Below are 15,709 nucleotides of genomic sequence, written 5' to 3' on the forward strand. Positions count from 1 at the left end.
TAGTCTATCTGATCGGTGTGACAGTATACCCTTGCTTTCGAAGCAGCGCAATCACTCCATTTTCACCTCCGAGATGCCCTCCTCCTACTGCTACAAAGGCGGATTGATTGGCCATTTCCCTTTCCAAAATCGGAATCCAAGCCCTATTTCTGCTATCCAAAATCAAGTCCCTGTAATCCGCCATGAATCCGTCCTCATTCATCGCCTTAAACAAAGCCTCGACATCTTCACTCAAATAGGCATTGATCAGCTTTTGGAATTCCTCCTCCGCATTTTCTTCTTTAATCATCTTCACCAACTCATCCAGCTGAAGTTTTTGGGGAATCTGATCAAATATACCCATCTGAAATGCCACTGTCTCCAGTCCGATCAAAGGTTTGGAGGATTCCTGAGCACGTGTGGTAAAGAAATTCTCGTAGCTTTCAATCTGCTCGCAGGGAAGACTTTTCAGCAAGACCATGGAACTGAGTACAAAAGGTTTTAATATTCCCAATTGCTGGAGCCCCGCTCCGTATTTTTCCATGAGAAAAGCATCGATCACTCCAGCTTCTTCCTCATTCATGTCTTGACTGATATTTTTCATCCCTGAATTGATGGATAGCTGCTGCATCTGAGCCTGAAGCTGAGGATCATCCATGTCCAATTCCAGAATGATTTGCTCACTTTGGTCAAAGGCTTTCTGAATCCGTTCGTCCATCACAAACTGTTCTGCGCAGATGATATGAATGGTGCCAAAAAGGTAGGAATCCTGAGTGAGGCCATTCCCGCTGACTTTCCAAAGTAGAGAGCTGTCTTGTGCCGCAAGGTGCGACTTCAGGCCTAAAAGAAGCAGGAATACAAATAAAAACCTGAGTTTCATTCCGGTGTTCATGGTCGATTAAATTGATTGATAGTCGAAAGATGAGTGAATCTAAAAAATATCCCAGCTTTCCAATCCATCAGTGCAGGTTAGACGGGATAAATGAAGAAGAATTTTCATCCCTTTTGCTACTCAAAAGATGTAAATGCCAAAAATAACCGGAAAGACAGCCTTAAACCCATTTTAGGTCCTTTTTCCCCAAAAAAAGCTAACTTCCAAGACTTAACCTTCAAACCCATTAACCATGAATAAACGTCGGGAATTTCTCCAAAAAACAGCTTTGGGCGCTGCTGCCTTAGTTACTGCGCCTACTTGGCTTCAGGGTGCTCCTGCTCTCATCCGATCCCTCAACAAGCCTAACTCAGTCATCAATGGCGTACAAATCGGCTGCATCACCTATTCCTTCCGATCCTTACCCGACCAAAGTGCTGAGGCCACCTTGCAATATGTGGTGGATTCGGGGATTTCATCCATCGAACTGATGGGAGACCCGGCAGAGTCCTTTGCCGGCAAGCCTGCCTCCCCGATCAACAGAAGCCGGATGTTTCAATTGGGAGGAAAGCAAAGACGGGGAGAAACGCTCACCGAAGACGAAGCCAAGGAGCTGAAAGAGATGCAGGCCGAAGCAGAATCTTACAATCAAACCGTAGCTCAATGGAGAGCCAATGCGCCCATGGAGAAGTTTGAGCAAATCCGAAAAATGTACAAAGACGCAGGGGTAAGCATTTATGCCTTTAAGCCCAATGCTTTTGGAACGAACAATTCAGATATGGAAGTAGCCTACGGAATGAAGGCTGCAAAAGCTCTTGGAGCCTCCCACGTGACTCTGGAACATCCATCAGACGATGCACAGACACTGAGGCTCGGCAAACTCGGTGAGCAGCATGGGATGGCTGTTGGATACCATGGTCATGAGCAGGAAACGTTTACATTTTGGGATACCGCCATTGCCCAAAGTCCGAAAAACGGCCTGAATCTGGATGCAGGCCACTATATAGCCGCTGGACACACCGACCTAATCCAACTGATCGAAAAGCAAAGCAAACGTATCCTGAGTATGCATACCAAGGACCGACAAACTCCCGCCAATGGAAAAGGAAACCTGGCCTGGGGTACGGGCGACACGCCAATTGGTGACCTTTTACAGCTGATGAAAAAAAATAAATACAAGTTTCCCGCCACGATAGAGCTGGAATATCAAGTGCCGGAAGGCTCAGATGCAGTCAAAGAAGTTCAAAAGTGTCTGGAGTATTGTAGAAAAGCTTTAGGCTGAAAGCATAAACGCAACATTTTCAAGCTGCCTAATCTCCAAGGCAGCTTTTTTAATGCTCCTTGGGTAGCTTTTCTCCGGCTTGAATTGCCAATTCCAAGCGGTTGACTTTAGGTGGAATGGGACAAGTGGCGTAAGGGGTGAAAGCGCATGGTGGATTGTAGGCAAAATTGAAATCAATTATAGTATTCCCGCTTCGGTCCGGGTAGTCCACATAAAGGTATCTTCCCGTCGGATAGGTAATCTGCTCATTAGTGATATCTGAAAAAATGACAAAAAACTTCCCCAATTCATCCAATACAGTCAATTGCCGAGGCTTTCCTTCCAGCTCAAACTCCAAAATCCCCATCACTTTCCATTCAATTACCTGTCCCAACACATTGGGAATTTCCATGGTCTGATTGAAACTCGGACGAAAGAAAGCATTTACCCTGAAAGCTGAATCGTAGTCAAAAACAGAAATAGGTTCAAAAGCTCTCAATGCAGGATGGGTTAAGTCTCTCAGCCGAAGTGCAAAATTACCTCCCCGCTCGATGACGGTCCACTTCCAATGATCAAAATAAGCCCCACCCCCTTTCCCATAGTCCAAGGGATAGACCAAGGTCTTTTGGGATTTTGGCTTTGGAGAAATTTTTGAATTGAATAAAAACCATACGGAATCCCCCAGCCATTGAAAAGTCCCGATATTTCCCGCTGTAGGTTCTTCGGAAACCATCAGACTATCTTTACTCCAGGCATTCAAATACGATTTGTTTTCATCGATCCAGATCAATCCGGCAAGATTCAGCCAACCGTCCTCTGCCAAAAGCTCCGATTCTCTTTGCTTTTTCCAAGCTTCATGAGCAGGATTCTGGGCAATAACCAAGGAAGAAAACAGTACAAAAAGGAACGTGAACAGCAGTTTTTTCATAGGAATTAGGCAAGAATACGATTCAAATCCTTCAGTCTGTCTAGGGCTTCCAAAAGCTCTGATTCTTCTTTTGCGAAGCAAAAGCGAAGGACTTGATTGTCCTTCTTATCAGAATAAAAAACCGAAACCGGAATACAGGCCACTTTGAGCTCTTTGGTCATGCGTGTAGCCAGTTCACGATCTGGCATCTTGGACAGGTGCCCATAGTTCACCAGCTGAAAAAAACTTCCTGCGGAAGAACGAAATTGAAAGTCAGTCTGAGAAAGCCCAGAGTTGAATAAGTCTCGCTTCTTTTGGTAAAAATCAGGAATGGAAAGGTAGCGATCTGGCTTTTCCAAATACTCCGCCAAGGCATATTGCATAGGTGTGACCGTGGTGAAAGTGAGGTATTGATGGATCTTACGGAACTCGGTAGTCATTTCAGGCGGTGCGATACAATATCCGATTTTCCAGCCCGTCACATGAAAGGTCTTTCCAAAGGAACCACAGACAAAGGTTTTTTCCCGAAGCTCGGGATGATATCCAATTGAATGGTGTTTTTTTCCGTCAAAAGTAATGTGCTCGTACACCTCATCACTGATCACAAATATCTCCCGACCTCTGATTACTTGTGCCAATTCATCCAGGTCCGATTTGGTCCACACATATCCGCTCGGATTATGAGGAGAATTGACAAAAATAGCCCTTGTTTTATCCGTTATGGCCTTTTTTATTCTTTCCCAATCTGGAGAAAAGTCCTGCTCATTCAGAGGCACATAGATGGGCTTTCCTCCATTTAGGGTAATGGCAGGCTCGTAGCTGTCGTAAGCTGGCTCAAGGACAATCACCTCATCTCCTTTTCTCACCACAGCAGATGCTGCCGCGAAAAGGGCCTCTGTAGCTCCAGAAACGATGGTAACTTCCCGTTCGGGATCAGGAAAATACCCCTGGGTGAGCTGGGTCTTCTCGGCCAGTTTCAGCCTAAGTCCGAGGATCCCGGCCATGGGAGGATATTGATTATAGCCCTTTAGGGTGTATTTTCCTACGAGTTCCAGCAGCTCAGAATCGGCGCCAAACCCGGGAAAGCCTTGGGATAGATTAATGGCTCCTTCATCCTCCGCCAATTTTGACATCACGGTAAATATCGTAGTTCCGATGTGGGGAAGTTTGGAGTGCATTTTTTTCTCTACTGATTCTTCTCTGAGCAAAAAGGATTTGCTTTCCAAATTAGAAAAGAATCCATCCCAAAACTTCAATTTGCTTATATTTCTGAGTCAAAAACCAAGAGCTTATGGAGTTTCTTTCCCCCTTGGGTAAATTCGATTTCAACCACTGGCACTTCCATATTCCGGTACCGGAGGAGATTGCTGCTGTGATGAGGGATGACAATCACCGAAGAGTGTTAATTTGGCTTAATGAATCAGGGCCCCACCATATGGCCTTGATGAAAGCCAAAAAGTGCTGGTATATTTTGGTGAATCAACGGATCAGAGAAAATTTGCGGCTGCAAGAAGGGCAGCAAGTACGAGTAAAAATCGAGCGGGACCACAGTGAGTTTGGGCATGAAGTACCGGAGGAATTCGAAGTACTTCTTGCACAGGATGAGGAGGGTGAAAAATTCTTTCGCCAACTTACTCCCGGAAAGCAAAGAAGTTTGATCTATTTGGTTACCCAAGTGAAAAATCCGGAATCCCGAATGCGAAAATCACTGGCTATTCTCCATCATCTAAGGACTGCTCAAGGCAAACTGGATTTCAAGAAGCTGAATGAATGGATCAAGCACTACAATAATCTATGATTGCTTCACTCGAAAAATGGAAAGCCACAAAATATTTCCCAGTTCTGTAGCCCATTTTTGATTTTGTTCGTTCCAAAAAGAAAACAGAAAGTAAACCTGGAAACAGAACAGGCCGCGGTTTTTATTTCCCAATCCCTGTTCTTCCCCTATCACATGCTTTAAAAAACAATAGACCCAATCATGAATAAGCTTATTTATTTTATTCTTCCCTTCCTTCTGTTAGGCTGTTTGATTTCCTGCGATTCCAGCGGAGATGAAGACCCACTGGACGTCTTCAGGGAAATTGCATACAATTCTCTCACCGTCGCTGAAAAATCAACCCTCGTGGATCAGGATTTTAGAGCGGCAGAGGTGACTGCATGGGTGGATGGATACTACTTGGTCGTATTTCGAACGACCGAGGATGCAACGCTAGGCCCCATTCGGGTAGTGGTAGATCCTACTCGTGGTGTAGTGGTGGAAAAATTAACCAGACCCTAACTGCAAAGAGGACCTCTTGGGTCCTCTTTTTGGTTTATTCGGTGTCTTTCAATTCGAGCTTCTCCTTTCTTGATTCCTTATTCTGCTTTTTCTTAGGTCTGCTGGCTCCGAAAGTCCCTCGGCTGATTTTTCCCTTTTTGGATTTAATGTCTCCTTTTCCCATAGTTTTTCAGATTTAAGTGAACAATTCCCTAATTTACAAAAGCAAAAAAACGAGTCAAAAAATCTGTGGGATATTCTCTGAATCCCCTTTTGCCCTACTATGAACCAAGGAAGAAAACTGGAAATCAATTGTGATTTAGGAGAAGGTGTGGCTTGGGAAGGGGATATATTTCCCTGGATAGACCGGGCGAGTATTGCCTGCGGAGGTCATACAGGAGATGAGGAGAGTATCCTTTCTTCCCTCAGCTTTTGCAAGCAATTCGGCGTCAAGGCAGGCGCCCACCCCTCCTATCCCGATCGGGAAAATTTCGGCCGAATCAGTCTTTCAATTAAAGATGATGAGTTGATAGGTTCCCTGCGGAATCAAATGCAGCTTTTCATCAAGATAGCAAAGCAAAACAAAGTTCAAATGGAGCATATCAAGTTTCATGGTGCACTTTACAATGACGCTGCCAAAAGTCCGCATCTTGCCAAGGTGCTGGTTTCGATGATCAGAAAGGAATTTCCTACCACTTGGCTTTTGGTTCCTCCCCATTCAGAACTAGCCCGAGTGGCAATCCTGAAAAAACAGCCCATCAAACTGGAAGTATTTGGCGATAGAAGGTATGAGGACGATTACCGCTTGCAAAGCAGATCAATCGACGGTTCTCTTCTCAAGACGTACCAGGAGATTGATTACCAATTAGTTGGTTTGCTGGAAAAAGGGATAGTAATCAGTTCAAGCGGAAAAGAACTGCCAATAAAGGCCGAAACCCTTTGTTTTCACGGAGACAATCCCGAAATTCTGAATTTTCTACCCCTATTGAGAGCAAAACATTGGCAATAAAACCGGTCTATATGGAAATTACCCCTTGGTTGGGAGAGCTTCAATGGGAACACTCCCCTTCTGATGAGCTTCTATCCCAGCAATTGGGTGTGATCGATTGGCTTGAAGAGCACGAAAAGGAGCATACAGATACGGTCAGGCAGGGTTTTACGTCCATTGCCATTCTTTGGAAAGAGCAAGGATTCCAAACCCGATTCAAAAATCACTACAAAACGATTAAGTTTCCCCGGGTTCAGCTTTCCGATCGAATCTGGCAAATCCCCGTGTGCTATGAGCCTGAATACGGGAAAGACTTGGGCAGCCTAGCCGTAGCCAAACGATTATCTCTCAACTCTCTGATCAAACTTCACGCGGAAAACCGATACAGAATTCACTTTTTTGGGTTTTTACCTGGATTCATGTATCTCAATGGCCTGCCTGAACTCCTTCATACACCAAGAAAACCTTTCCCCGACCGTACCGTTGACCCGGGTTCAGTAGCCATTGGGGGAGCGCAGACCGGAATTTATCCAAGAGAAAGTCCGGGAGGATGGCATACCATAGGCCGATCACCGGTAATTTTCTTTAATATAGAAAAGGATCCTCCTGTTTGGGCTAAGGCAGGAGAAAGCTTGGAATTTGTCCCTATTGATGGAGAAGAGATGAATAAACTGCTTAAACAGCCTCCCAGTCCCTATTTGAAATGAGTAAAACCTTAGCAACAGCCCATATTTTTAAAACAGGCCCGGGAACAAGCATTCAGGACTTAGGGCGGATGGATTATGGAAAATACGGCATCCCTACTTCGGGATGTATGGATTCCAAATCCTCCCAATGGGTCAATTTACAACTGAATAATCCCAACGATGCTGCAGTTTTGGAGATCAGTCAGCCGGGCTTGGGAATCCGATTCAGTGCTCCCACTATGGTTTCCATTGCAGGAGCTCAGGCACAAGTCTTACAAAACGGAAAAGAAGTGGGTAATCCAAGTTTAATCCCCATAATGGCCAAAGATCAATTGGAAATCGGGCAATTCATTACTGGAGCCAGGGTGTATTTGGGGATCAAGTATGGATTTAAATCCCAGCTTGAGCTTGGCTCCAGAAGCTTTTTCAAGGAAATTACTCCCCTGCCCTATTTCAGTAAAGAGGGAAAAGTGAGCTTTTGGGACGAGGCCTCCACTTTGGGAGTATTGCACTCCAAAGCCAAATGGGATCATCGATGGTTTGAAAAAGAGGAGCTGGAAGTGTATTTGGGACCGGATTGGAGGCTCTTGGATCAAGAGACTAAAAGCCACCTTCTGACCGCATCTTTTCATATTTCCCCACTGACCAACCGCATGGGAGCCCAACTCCTAGAAACTGTGGAAAACAAGCTTCCTGAACTGCCAACCAATCCAGTATTTCCCGGAACAGTCCAATTGACCTCCGGAGGAAAAATCATTATCCTGGGACAAGATGCTCAGGTGACCGGAGGGTATCCCCGTATTTTTCAGCTGAGTGATTTGGCTTTGAGCATTTTGGCACAAAAAAAACCGGGCCAGGTGGTCCGGTTTTCCAAACTAGTCTGCTGAAACTTCCAGAGTTACCCAGAGCCTGTCTTTTTATTTTGGGCCCATTTGCTCCAAAACAACCACATTTCAAATTCAAACCTTCTCCGATTCAACTGAACTGCAGCCCAGTCCATATCTCCAGAAGCGTCGTATTTTTCATTGGTCAAGCCAAAAATAGATCCTCCAGCCCCAAAAGCGAGAAAAGTGCCCAAAGACTCGTTCATATCAAATCCATATCGTCTCGCTGTACTCAAAATTGGAATCCATCTACTGTGATCCGCATCTGCCCTAGGAGTTGGATTATCTGCAATCTTTTGTACCGCCGGAAGCAAGAGACCAATAGAGACGGGATCCAAACCTGCACTCAATTCCAAATTTTGAAGGGCTGCTGTGGTGGGACGGGTTAGGCCTTGAGCTCTTTTCAAAACGGGTAAAATGGCTACCATTTCTTCGAGTTGAGATGGCTGTATGCGGGGAATGCTGTCACACCAAGACCCCTTCCCTTTGCAGTCTTCTCCCGTTTGTGTGGAGTTGTTGCCAACAAACTTGAAAATCGGAAACCCCTTGTTGTCGGGGGATTCTCCTTGAATGTCGTCAATCTTCAGGTAACCGGCCATAGAAGCCAAGGCCTCATCCTCATCCAAAAATTTAGCTGCAACGATGTCGTATTCGACCTCATGCTCACCGCCGGCTAGGGCCTGATGGTTTCTTCTGGATAAAGGGCTCAAAAATCTACCATACCGGGAAATGTTTGAATCAAAAACTTTCAGCGATTCCCGAATCATTTCTTCCACAAATTGATCCTCTGATCTATTGCTCTCATAGATCCGATTTACTTTTTCCAAAGGCAGATTGGAAGGAAGCAGGTAATAGGTATTTTCAGTCATTCTGTAAAATTTCTCCGCTTTTTCTACCTTCCAAGTCGTCTCCACATTCCCTTTTTTTCTCAGGTTTTCTTCTCCTGTAGTCAATTCCCCGGATTCCAGAAGTGCTTGATTTTCCTCCAAAAGAACCTCATCCTGCTGCAGTGAATCGCACGATACCTGGAGCAGCATAGCTCCGATTCCGATGGTTAAAAGATACTTTTTCATGTTGTTGTTAAGTTTGATTGGTTTCTTGTGATGAAGGGTACTTCCCCTCAAACGATTCAAACTTAGATTGAAGAATTCGGGTGATTTAGAGTCGATTGATCGAACAAATACCAGAATTGACTAATGAAGGATTTCAGTTGATTAGGGTAGATTTTCCAGCTTTTTGGCAAAAAACAAGGTATTCTGGCCGATCTATCAATTCAAAGTGCCGATCCGTGAATTCACTCCCAAATCTGGTCAAGTGACTTTGGACTGATTTTGCGAATTGGAGTACTTTGTATGAATTAGTCCGTAACGGGATTACCGAATTCCGTCTTCATTGCCTAACTTATTCTACCCTTGAATCCCACAGAAGTGCATATCATCACACCCAAAGAACTGGAAGAAATTCTCCTTCATTTCTCCCAATCCATGACCGAGATCGATTCGGAAGAGGATTTGTTATGGGATTTGGTGGGCAATTGCATCTCAAAACTCAACTTTGAAGATGCCGTGGTCTATCTTTTGGATGAATCCGGAGAATTTTTGGAGCAGAAGGCAACCTTGGGACCCAAATCCGGAAAAAACAGGGAAATCATTCAAGCTATCCGTGTCCCGGTAGGAAAAGGAGTCACCGGCAAAGTGGTAAAAACGGGTCTTCCTCTTCTTATTCCGGACACCAGACAATTTCCGGATTACATTCCCGATGATCAGTTTCGGCTTTCAGAGGTTGCCGTTCCTATTCTCTTGGAAGGAAAAGTCATCGGAGTGATTGACAGCGAAAATTCACAGGCCGATTTCTTCACTGAGCTGCATGTGCGTATTCTCAACGCAGTAGCTTCGATCTATTCCGGTCAGATAGCCAGAATTCGCGCCGAAAAACGATTAAAGGAAAAGCAGGAAAAACTGCTCGAACTCCAAAAGAGAAACTATCAATTCCAGCTGGAAGCGCTCTCAGCTCAGCTTAGCCCCCATTTTGTTTTCAATTCCCTGAACTCCATTCAAAATCAGATTTTCAGGGATGATAAAGAAAGCTCTCTTCGCTTTTTGAGCATTTTCGCAAAACTGCTCCGGTATTTCCTTTCCCAATTGCATCTGGAAAAAGCAGCACTTGCTGAGGAGATTCAAATGATCACTTGGTATCTGCAGCTTCAAAAACTCCGGTATGGGGAAATATTGCAATTTGAAATCATCACCGATGAGGCCTTTTCGCAGGAGCGAATTAGAATCCCCTCCATGGTCATTCAGAATCTGATCGAAAATCTGCTGGAGGAGCAGATTCAATCTGCAAATGGGGCGATTTCTGTTCAGATTTCCTTTGGCAAAAATCAAGAAGAGGTAAGTATGAATGTCCTGATCAATCAAGCTGGACCGGCAAATTCCAGACAAAAAAGACCAACGGGCAAACTACCCGCCAGGACTTGGGAAGAGTTTGTCCAGCTTATGAACGAAATCAAACCTTTCCATATCGATTTTGAATCCGGAGAAAAGCCTTGCCTACAAAATGAAAGCCCCTGCAAATACGTCAATTTGATTCTTCCTATCCTCAATGAATAAGCATTGGTTTTACTTTTTCTGTTGGTCTTTGATCAGCTTTCACCAGTTGGCCCATAGTCGGCAAATGGAGGATGGGTTTCATTTTCAACTTCCCCTGAAACCGAAAATTTGGCAAGAAAACACTCCCAATACCATCGAGGAAATTCTTCAGAAAAACAGGGAGGGCTTGTTCCTCAATTTACCGGATGTAGGAATTGCCCAGAAAGGCAAAAGCTATTGGTTTAAACTGGATTTTTCAGATTATCTCGATCTGCTAGCTGCCTCTGACAGCATATACATTTACCCGGGCAATCTGGATGTGTCCCAACTTTTTTTTCAGTCGGATGGCAAGGTGGACTCACTCAATATCACCCGATTGATTCCCAATGATCTCAGAAGGGCCACCCTACATTCTCTGGAATATGTAAAGGTCGATTCCCGGGATTTTTTTGATGGGCATTTTCTTCTGATTCGGGCCGAATTCCATCGGGCTTCTCCTGATTTGGATGTCAGAACCATCCGGTTTTCGGACTCCAGATCACATGGGGTTTTTTCCAAGTTTATCAGCGAATCCTCCTTCAAAAGCCAGGTTTTAGCTTTTTTCTTTCTTGGTATTGCCGCGGTCCTAATGATTTTTAATCTCATCCTTTTTTTTAATATGCGGGAAAAGCAATACATCTACTATGGTGCATTCTTGCTATTTCAACTCATCTACTATTCTCAAATCAGTCCCTATTTGGCCACCAGTTTCGGGTACAACACCCTCTACTTTTATTTTTGGTTGACTACCGTGTCCCAGCTCCTGATCAACCTCTCCTACCTGCTATTTATCCGACACTTTTTGGAATTTCCCAGACTGATGCCTGGATTTGACCGGATTGTCTTGGGAATTGCAGGATTGCTTATCCTTCTTGTTCTGGTCAATTCAGGATTGATTTTCTTAAAGCCCTACAGCCTGCTTCAAGCCTATTTGATGGATTTTCAGCGCTACTTCATGGCTGCCTTCGCCTTCTTTGGGGTGGGCTATCTGTTTTTCTACTATCCCAACCGGCTGAAGTACTTCGTGATTTCTGCCACCTTGATATTCACCACAGGTGCCTTGATGACCATGTTTTTATTGGACTTGGACTACATGGTCGGGGGCTCATCCATAGAAAGCATCATTTTTGCCCTTGGGCTCTCTTACAAAATCAAAGTGATCAGTCAGGAGAAAAGGAAAGTGGAGAACGAGGCTTTTCAGACCAAGTTGGGAGCGCTTCGTGCCCAAATCAACCCCCACTTCATTTTCAATAGTCTAAGCTCTATTCAGCATCTGATCAGCAGCGGACAGAAAGAAGCTGCCCTGTCCTACCTGAGCAAATTCAGTAAGTTTGTCCGTCAGGTCCTGGAAAACTCCATCGATGTCCATGTGACCTTGGACAAGGAAATCGAGCTGCTAAAAGTCTACCTCGACCTCGAATCCCTGCGTTTTGATCATGCTTTCAGCTACAAGATTGAGACTCCAGCCCATTTTGATCTCAGCTTTTTCGAAGTACCCATGCTGATCGTTCAGCCATTTGTGGAAAATGCCATCAAACATGGACTGATGGCCAAGCTGGAGGGAGAGCGAAAACTGACCGTGCGTTTTGTCGAAGAACCAAACCACATCCGCTGTGAAATAGAAGACAACGGAATAGGGAGAAAAGCTGCTGCAGCGCTCAAAAAAGCCGATTATCGACCTTCCAGAGGGATGGCTTTGACCGAAGAAAGGCTTCGGCTGATCAACCGGGAGAAAAAAGAAACGCAGATTCAGATCGATGACCTGCCAGTAGGCACTCGTATCACCATTAAATTTCCCAAGCCATGAACTATCCGCTTAAAGCCATCATCGTAGAAGATGAATTTCACAGCAGGGAGACTCTAAAAGGGTTTCTGAGAAGCTATTGTCCGGAAGTCCAGCTCATCGAAGAAGCCAGTCAGGTGGAAGATGCCGTAGCCAAGATTTCTTCCCTTCGGCCCGAATTGGTCTTTTTGGATATCGAACTTCAGACAGGAACAGGCTTTGACGTCCTAGAGCGGGTCAATCATCTGGATTTTCACTTGATTTTTACCACTGCATTTGAACACTATGCAATCAAAGCCATCAAATTCAGCTCCATCGACTACCTGCTCAAGCCTATTGACATGGAAGAACTGCAAGCCGCAGTACAGAAAGCAATCCAACTCAGGGCACAGGAAAACCGCCAAAAACTCCTGGAAAACCTACTCAGCAATCTCCAAACCCCAGCTTCTGAAAATCATAAAATCTCCCTTTCCACTGCTGAAGGGGTAGAATTCATCCCAACCCGTGAGATTCTCTTTTGCGAAGCCAATGGGGCCTACACCAGTTTTTTCCTGGAAGATGGACGAAAGCTTCTGGTCAGCAAAAATCTAAAGGAGTACGAAAATATTCTCCAAAGCCATGGCTTCATGAGAGTCCACAATAGTTTTTTGATCAATCTGGACAAAGTCAAAAAGTATGTGCGATCCGAGGGCGGATACATTCTGATGAGCAATGAACGGCAGGTGAGCCTTTCTCCTTCCAAAAAAGATGAATTTTTGAAGCGAATGGGATACTGATGGGTGGGCGCTGAATTTTTGATACAAAAAGCGGGAGATTTCTTGAGCTTGGACTCCAAGTCTACTATCTTAAGCGGAAACTTTTCAAACCCATACAACCATGGATATCACCTTAACCCAAAAGATCCTTGACCAGGGAATGGACCCTGAAACAGTCGCCCAGCAGATTGACAACTTCAAAAATGGCTTCCCTTTTCTAAAAATCCATGCTCCTGCTACTCCTGGCCATGGGATCAAAGTACTCAGTGATCAGGAATTAAAGCACTACACAGAAACCTATCCTGCTCAGGCAGCTAAAAAGGAAATCGTCAAGTTTGTCCCCGCATCCGGGGCGGCTTCGAGGATGTTTAAAGACCTTTTTTCCTTTTTGGAAGGAGACGGAGATCTTGAGAAGAGCTCCTTTACCAAGAAATTCATAGAAAACATCCGGAAATTTGCCTTTGCCGAAGATCTGGATGAAGCACTCAAAACCAAAGGAAATACCCTTCAGGAATGCCTAGATGCAGGGATGTACCGGGCTATCGTGGCAGCACTTCTGCTTCATGAAGGGCTCGACTATGGGAGTTTGCCCAAAGGCCTCTTGCGTTTTCACCGCTATCCTTCCGAAAACCGTACTCCTGCCCATGAGCATCTCATCGAGGGGGTTCAGTATGCTGTAGGAAGAGGAAAAAAAGTCAAAATTCACTTCACGGTTTCTCCAGATCACGAAACCAAATTCAAGGCGGAAATAGCCAAAGTCCTGCCTTCCATCAAGGCCAGCTCAGGTTTGGAGTTTGAAGTGAGCTACTCCCAACAGAAAAAAACCACCGATACCATTGCGGTGAATAGAGACAACACGGCCTTTTTGGAGGACGATGGCAGTCTCCTTTTCCGACCCGCTGGCCACGGGGCTCTTCTGGAAAATCTCAATGACATCAAGGCTGACCTGATTTTCATCAAAAACATCGACAACGTGGTTCCTGATCGATTGAAAGAACCCACCAAAACCTTTAAAGTGGCGATTGCAGGGTTACTTTTGGAGGTGCAAGAAAGAATCTTTGATGCTTTGAGAGCATTGGAAAAAGAGGTAAATCATGAGTCTTTGGCGATGGCAATAAAGGTCTACAATGAGGATCTAGGGGGACAAGTCCCTCCTTCCGTATCCTCAGAAAATAGCCATGAACTTGCGGAATATTTGAAAGACAAGCTGAATCGCCCAATCCGTGTCTGCGGTATGGTGAAAAATACCGGAGAACCAGGAGGAGGACCTTTCTGGATTGAGGAAAAAGACGGTTCCTACAGTCTCCAAATCCTAGAAACCGCACAAATCGACCTCAATGACCCGCAGTCAAAAGCGCATATGATGGCTTCCACTCACTTTAATCCGGTGGATTTGGTCTGCGGTACCCGAGATTACCATGGACGGGAATTTGACTTGCTGAAGTTTAGAGATATGCAAACGGGTTTTATCACCGAAAAATCCAAAAGCGGACGGGAATTAAAAGCACTTGAATTGCCAGGACTTTGGAACGGGGCCATGGCAGGCTGGAACACGCTCTTCGTGGAAGTACCACTGATTACCTTCAATCCTGTAAAGACAGTCAATGATTTGCTCCGGGACGAGCATCAGGGTTAAGAAATTCAATTACCAAACTCGATGATCAATTTTCAAGGATGTTTGACATTCATTGGAAATTGATCATTGGATATTGATCATTGAAAATTCAAAACAGCCCTTTTTCCAGCTGTTCCTTCAAATAAGCCTTCATTTCCTCCCCTTCCTCCACTTTGATTTCGCCGGGTAAGCCAAGGATAAACCTTCCCAATCCGGGCAATTGTGGGATATTTCCTTCGAAAAAGTACTGATTCCGGTTTTTCACTCCCATAAAAGGTCGGGCATTGGGATGCTCTTCCTGCATAAGTTGGAATGCTTTTTTGCTCAGCTTGAGCTTGACATAGAATTCTCTTTTTCCTGAAAAGCCAAAAAGTGGCTGTTCGGGCAATTCATGCTTTTTCTCAAAAGACCAAGGATTGGAGGACAGAACCACATCCCCGATTCGCTCGATTTTAAAAACCTTCATGGACTTGCTCTCCACTTCCAAGGCATGAATATTTTCATAATCCTGGGAAAAACCCACCGGTTCTACCAAGCGATCAGATACAGTATCACTGCTGAGACTGTAATATTCCTTGAGCCAAATTTGCTTTTTGGCAGCCATTCCCTGTCCAATCAGATCCACAAATCGGCCAAGATTGGCTTTAAAGAGAAGATCAGTGCCTGTTTTAACCTCAGACTTAAGTTGAAGCTTTTGGAGAATGGAATCTTTAAGCAAGTTGCCTTTTCCCTGACTTTCGATTAGCGTTTGCAACCATTGGCTTTCCTCCTGAGAAAAAGTGCTGTAAGTCGAAGATTCAGGAAGGTACTCTGGCCTTTCTTGGATTTTATACTTGCTGAATTCCTTAACCACGACAAATCCCAAGGCTTCCAAGAGTTTGAAATATCGATAGACCGTGCGTTCGTCAGTTTCTAAAAGCTCAGCAAGCCGATGGACGGTCTTTCCTATATTTCCCTGAAGCAAGTTGATCAATTTGAATACCCGGAGGATTTTCTGCTGTTCGATTGGAGAGGATTTGGCCATAGTCTTGACAATTGATGACTAAAAGTAGGGAAAGAGCAGGAAAACTCTTAAGTATTTGACAGTTATTGTCAA

Annotated in this window: 16 protein-coding genes; 10 read left to right on the top strand and 6 right to left on the bottom strand. The window is 44.7% G+C overall.

Translation table 11 applies throughout. The annotated features are described in order from the left end of the window. Window positions 1-4: 4 nt before the first annotated feature. Complete coding sequence (locus AAA943_RS00380; RefSeq protein ID WP_338222255.1) at window positions 5-871, bottom strand: TraB/GumN family protein; 867 nt, start codon at window positions 869-871, stop codon at window positions 5-7. 232 nt (window positions 872-1,103) lie between these two features. On the opposite strand from AAA943_RS00380, the gene AAA943_RS00385 reads away from it, so the two are divergent. Then, the gene (locus AAA943_RS00385) at window positions 1,104-2,132 is read left to right on the top strand and encodes a TIM barrel protein (RefSeq protein WP_338222256.1); all 1,029 of its coding nucleotides are present in this window, start codon (window positions 1,104-1,106) and stop codon (window positions 2,130-2,132) included. A gap of 49 nt (window positions 2,133-2,181) precedes the next feature. Here the strand turns inward: AAA943_RS00385 and AAA943_RS00390 are convergent, their stop codons facing one another. Both AAA943_RS00390 and AAA943_RS00395 read right to left on the bottom strand, forming a co-directional pair. After that, window positions 2,182-3,039: a DUF1684 domain-containing protein gene (locus AAA943_RS00390; RefSeq protein WP_338222257.1), complete on the bottom strand. Its 858-nt coding sequence runs from the start codon at window positions 3,037-3,039 to the stop codon at window positions 2,182-2,184. 5 nt (window positions 3,040-3,044) lie between these two features. Beyond that, entirely contained in the window at window positions 3,045-4,196 is a 1,152-nt protein-coding gene (locus tag AAA943_RS00395; RefSeq protein WP_338222258.1) for a methionine aminotransferase, read from the bottom strand. Window positions 4,197-4,309: 113 nt separating this feature from the next. Here AAA943_RS00395 and AAA943_RS00400 point away from each other — a divergent pair, with 113 nt between their 5' ends. Both AAA943_RS00400 and AAA943_RS00405 read left to right on the top strand, forming a co-directional pair. Further along, on the top strand, window positions 4,310-4,816 hold the full coding sequence (locus tag AAA943_RS00400) for a YdeI/OmpD-associated family protein (protein WP_338222259.1): 507 nt from the start codon (window positions 4,310-4,312) through the stop codon (window positions 4,814-4,816). A 180-nt stretch (window positions 4,817-4,996) separates the two neighbouring features. Then, the gene (locus AAA943_RS00405; RefSeq protein ID WP_338222260.1) at window positions 4,997-5,296 is read left to right on the top strand and encodes a hypothetical protein; all 300 of its coding nucleotides are present in this window, start codon (window positions 4,997-4,999) and stop codon (window positions 5,294-5,296) included. A 34-nt stretch (window positions 5,297-5,330) separates the two neighbouring features. On the opposite strand, the gene AAA943_RS00410 is transcribed toward AAA943_RS00405, so the two are convergent. After that, window positions 5,331-5,459: a 30S ribosomal protein THX gene (locus tag AAA943_RS00410; protein WP_338222261.1), complete on the bottom strand. Its 129-nt coding sequence runs from the start codon at window positions 5,457-5,459 to the stop codon at window positions 5,331-5,333. Between the two features lie 99 nt (window positions 5,460-5,558). Between AAA943_RS00410 and AAA943_RS00415 the strand changes: the two genes are divergently transcribed. Genes AAA943_RS00415 through AAA943_RS00425 form a run of 3 tightly spaced genes read left to right on the top strand, consistent with a single transcriptional unit; the run spans window position 5,559 to window position 7,836 of the window. Then, entirely contained in the window at window positions 5,559-6,284 is a 726-nt protein-coding gene (locus AAA943_RS00415; protein ID WP_338222262.1) for a LamB/YcsF family protein, read from the top strand. An 11-nt stretch (window positions 6,285-6,295) separates the two neighbouring features. Beyond that, window positions 6,296-6,970 (top strand): 5-oxoprolinase subunit B family protein, encoded by a 675-nt coding sequence (locus tag AAA943_RS00420; RefSeq protein WP_338222263.1) that lies wholly within the window; start codon window positions 6,296-6,298, stop codon window positions 6,968-6,970. Further along, window positions 6,967-7,836: a 5-oxoprolinase subunit C family protein gene (locus tag AAA943_RS00425; protein ID WP_338222264.1), complete on the top strand. Its 870-nt coding sequence runs from the start codon at window positions 6,967-6,969 to the stop codon at window positions 7,834-7,836. The genes AAA943_RS00420 and AAA943_RS00425 overlap by 4 nt, the downstream gene beginning before the upstream one ends. Before the next feature lie 11 nt (window positions 7,837-7,847). Here AAA943_RS00425 and AAA943_RS00430 read toward each other — a convergent pair whose 3' ends face one another. After that, entirely contained in the window at window positions 7,848-8,906 is a 1,059-nt protein-coding gene (locus tag AAA943_RS00430) for a hypothetical protein (protein WP_338222265.1), read from the bottom strand. A 339-nt stretch (window positions 8,907-9,245) separates the two neighbouring features. Between AAA943_RS00430 and AAA943_RS00435 the strand changes: the two genes are divergently transcribed. The 4 genes from AAA943_RS00435 to AAA943_RS00450 all read left to right on the top strand — a co-directional run bounded on the left by AAA943_RS00435 (window position 9,246) and on the right by AAA943_RS00450 (window position 14,634). Then, window positions 9,246-10,442 carry a histidine kinase gene (locus AAA943_RS00435; protein ID WP_338222266.1) on the top strand — a complete coding sequence of 399 codons (1,197 nt, stop codon included), beginning with the start codon at window positions 9,246-9,248 and terminating at the stop codon, window positions 10,440-10,442. Next, the gene (locus tag AAA943_RS00440) at window positions 10,435-12,267 is read left to right on the top strand and encodes a sensor histidine kinase (protein WP_338222267.1); all 1,833 of its coding nucleotides are present in this window, start codon (window positions 10,435-10,437) and stop codon (window positions 12,265-12,267) included. The genes AAA943_RS00435 and AAA943_RS00440 overlap by 8 nt, the downstream gene beginning before the upstream one ends. After that, window positions 12,264-13,019: a LytR/AlgR family response regulator transcription factor gene (locus AAA943_RS00445; protein ID WP_338222268.1), complete on the top strand. Its 756-nt coding sequence runs from the start codon at window positions 12,264-12,266 to the stop codon at window positions 13,017-13,019. The genes AAA943_RS00440 and AAA943_RS00445 overlap by 4 nt, the downstream gene beginning before the upstream one ends. A 100-nt stretch (window positions 13,020-13,119) precedes the next feature. After that, window positions 13,120-14,634: a DUF4301 family protein gene (locus AAA943_RS00450; protein ID WP_338222269.1), complete on the top strand. Its 1,515-nt coding sequence runs from the start codon at window positions 13,120-13,122 to the stop codon at window positions 14,632-14,634. Window positions 14,635-14,722: 88 nt separating this feature from the next. On the opposite strand, the gene AAA943_RS00455 is transcribed toward AAA943_RS00450, so the two are convergent. Next, entirely contained in the window at window positions 14,723-15,637 is a 915-nt protein-coding gene (locus AAA943_RS00455; RefSeq protein WP_338222270.1) for a helix-turn-helix transcriptional regulator, read from the bottom strand. Between the last annotated feature and the right edge of the window lie 72 nt (window positions 15,638-15,709).

It is taken from the genome of Algoriphagus confluentis, assembly GCF_036245625.1.
Lineage (GTDB): Bacteria > Bacteroidota > Bacteroidia > Cytophagales > Cyclobacteriaceae > Algoriphagus > Algoriphagus confluentis.

What these genes read in the sequence shown, in the direction of transcription:
- AAA943_RS00430 (WP_338222265.1), bottom strand. Translation starts at nt 8,906, where the DNA reads ATGAAAAAGTATCTTTTAACCATCGGAATCGGAGCTATGCTGCTCCAG.
- AAA943_RS00385 (WP_338222256.1), top strand. Translation starts at nt 1,104, where the DNA reads ATGAATAAACGTCGGGAATTTCTCCAAAAAACAGCTTTGGGCGCTGCT.
- AAA943_RS00400 (WP_338222259.1), top strand. Translation starts at nt 4,310, where the DNA reads ATGGAGTTTCTTTCCCCCTTGGGTAAATTCGATTTCAACCACTGGCAC.
- AAA943_RS00390 (WP_338222257.1), bottom strand. Translation starts at nt 3,039, where the DNA reads ATGAAAAAACTGCTGTTCACGTTCCTTTTTGTACTGTTTTCTTCCTTG.
- AAA943_RS00445 (WP_338222268.1), top strand. Translation starts at nt 12,264, where the DNA reads ATGAACTATCCGCTTAAAGCCATCATCGTAGAAGATGAATTTCACAGC.
- AAA943_RS00405 (WP_338222260.1), top strand. Translation starts at nt 4,997, where the DNA reads ATGAATAAGCTTATTTATTTTATTCTTCCCTTCCTTCTGTTAGGCTGT.
- AAA943_RS00410 (WP_338222261.1), bottom strand. Translation starts at nt 5,459, where the DNA reads ATGGGAAAAGGAGACATTAAATCCAAAAAGGGAAAAATCAGCCGAGGG.
- AAA943_RS00425 (WP_338222264.1), top strand. Translation starts at nt 6,967, where the DNA reads ATGAGTAAAACCTTAGCAACAGCCCATATTTTTAAAACAGGCCCGGGA.
- AAA943_RS00415 (WP_338222262.1), top strand. Translation starts at nt 5,559, where the DNA reads ATGAACCAAGGAAGAAAACTGGAAATCAATTGTGATTTAGGAGAAGGT.
- AAA943_RS00455 (WP_338222270.1), bottom strand. Translation starts at nt 15,637, where the DNA reads ATGGCCAAATCCTCTCCAATCGAACAGCAGAAAATCCTCCGGGTATTC.
- AAA943_RS00440 (WP_338222267.1), top strand. Translation starts at nt 10,435, where the DNA reads ATGAATAAGCATTGGTTTTACTTTTTCTGTTGGTCTTTGATCAGCTTT.
- AAA943_RS00420 (WP_338222263.1), top strand. Translation starts at nt 6,296, where the DNA reads ATGGAAATTACCCCTTGGTTGGGAGAGCTTCAATGGGAACACTCCCCT.
- AAA943_RS00395 (WP_338222258.1), bottom strand. Translation starts at nt 4,196, where the DNA reads ATGCACTCCAAACTTCCCCACATCGGAACTACGATATTTACCGTGATG.
- AAA943_RS00380 (WP_338222255.1), bottom strand. Translation starts at nt 871, where the DNA reads ATGAACACCGGAATGAAACTCAGGTTTTTATTTGTATTCCTGCTTCTT.
- AAA943_RS00450 (WP_338222269.1), top strand. Translation starts at nt 13,120, where the DNA reads ATGGATATCACCTTAACCCAAAAGATCCTTGACCAGGGAATGGACCCT.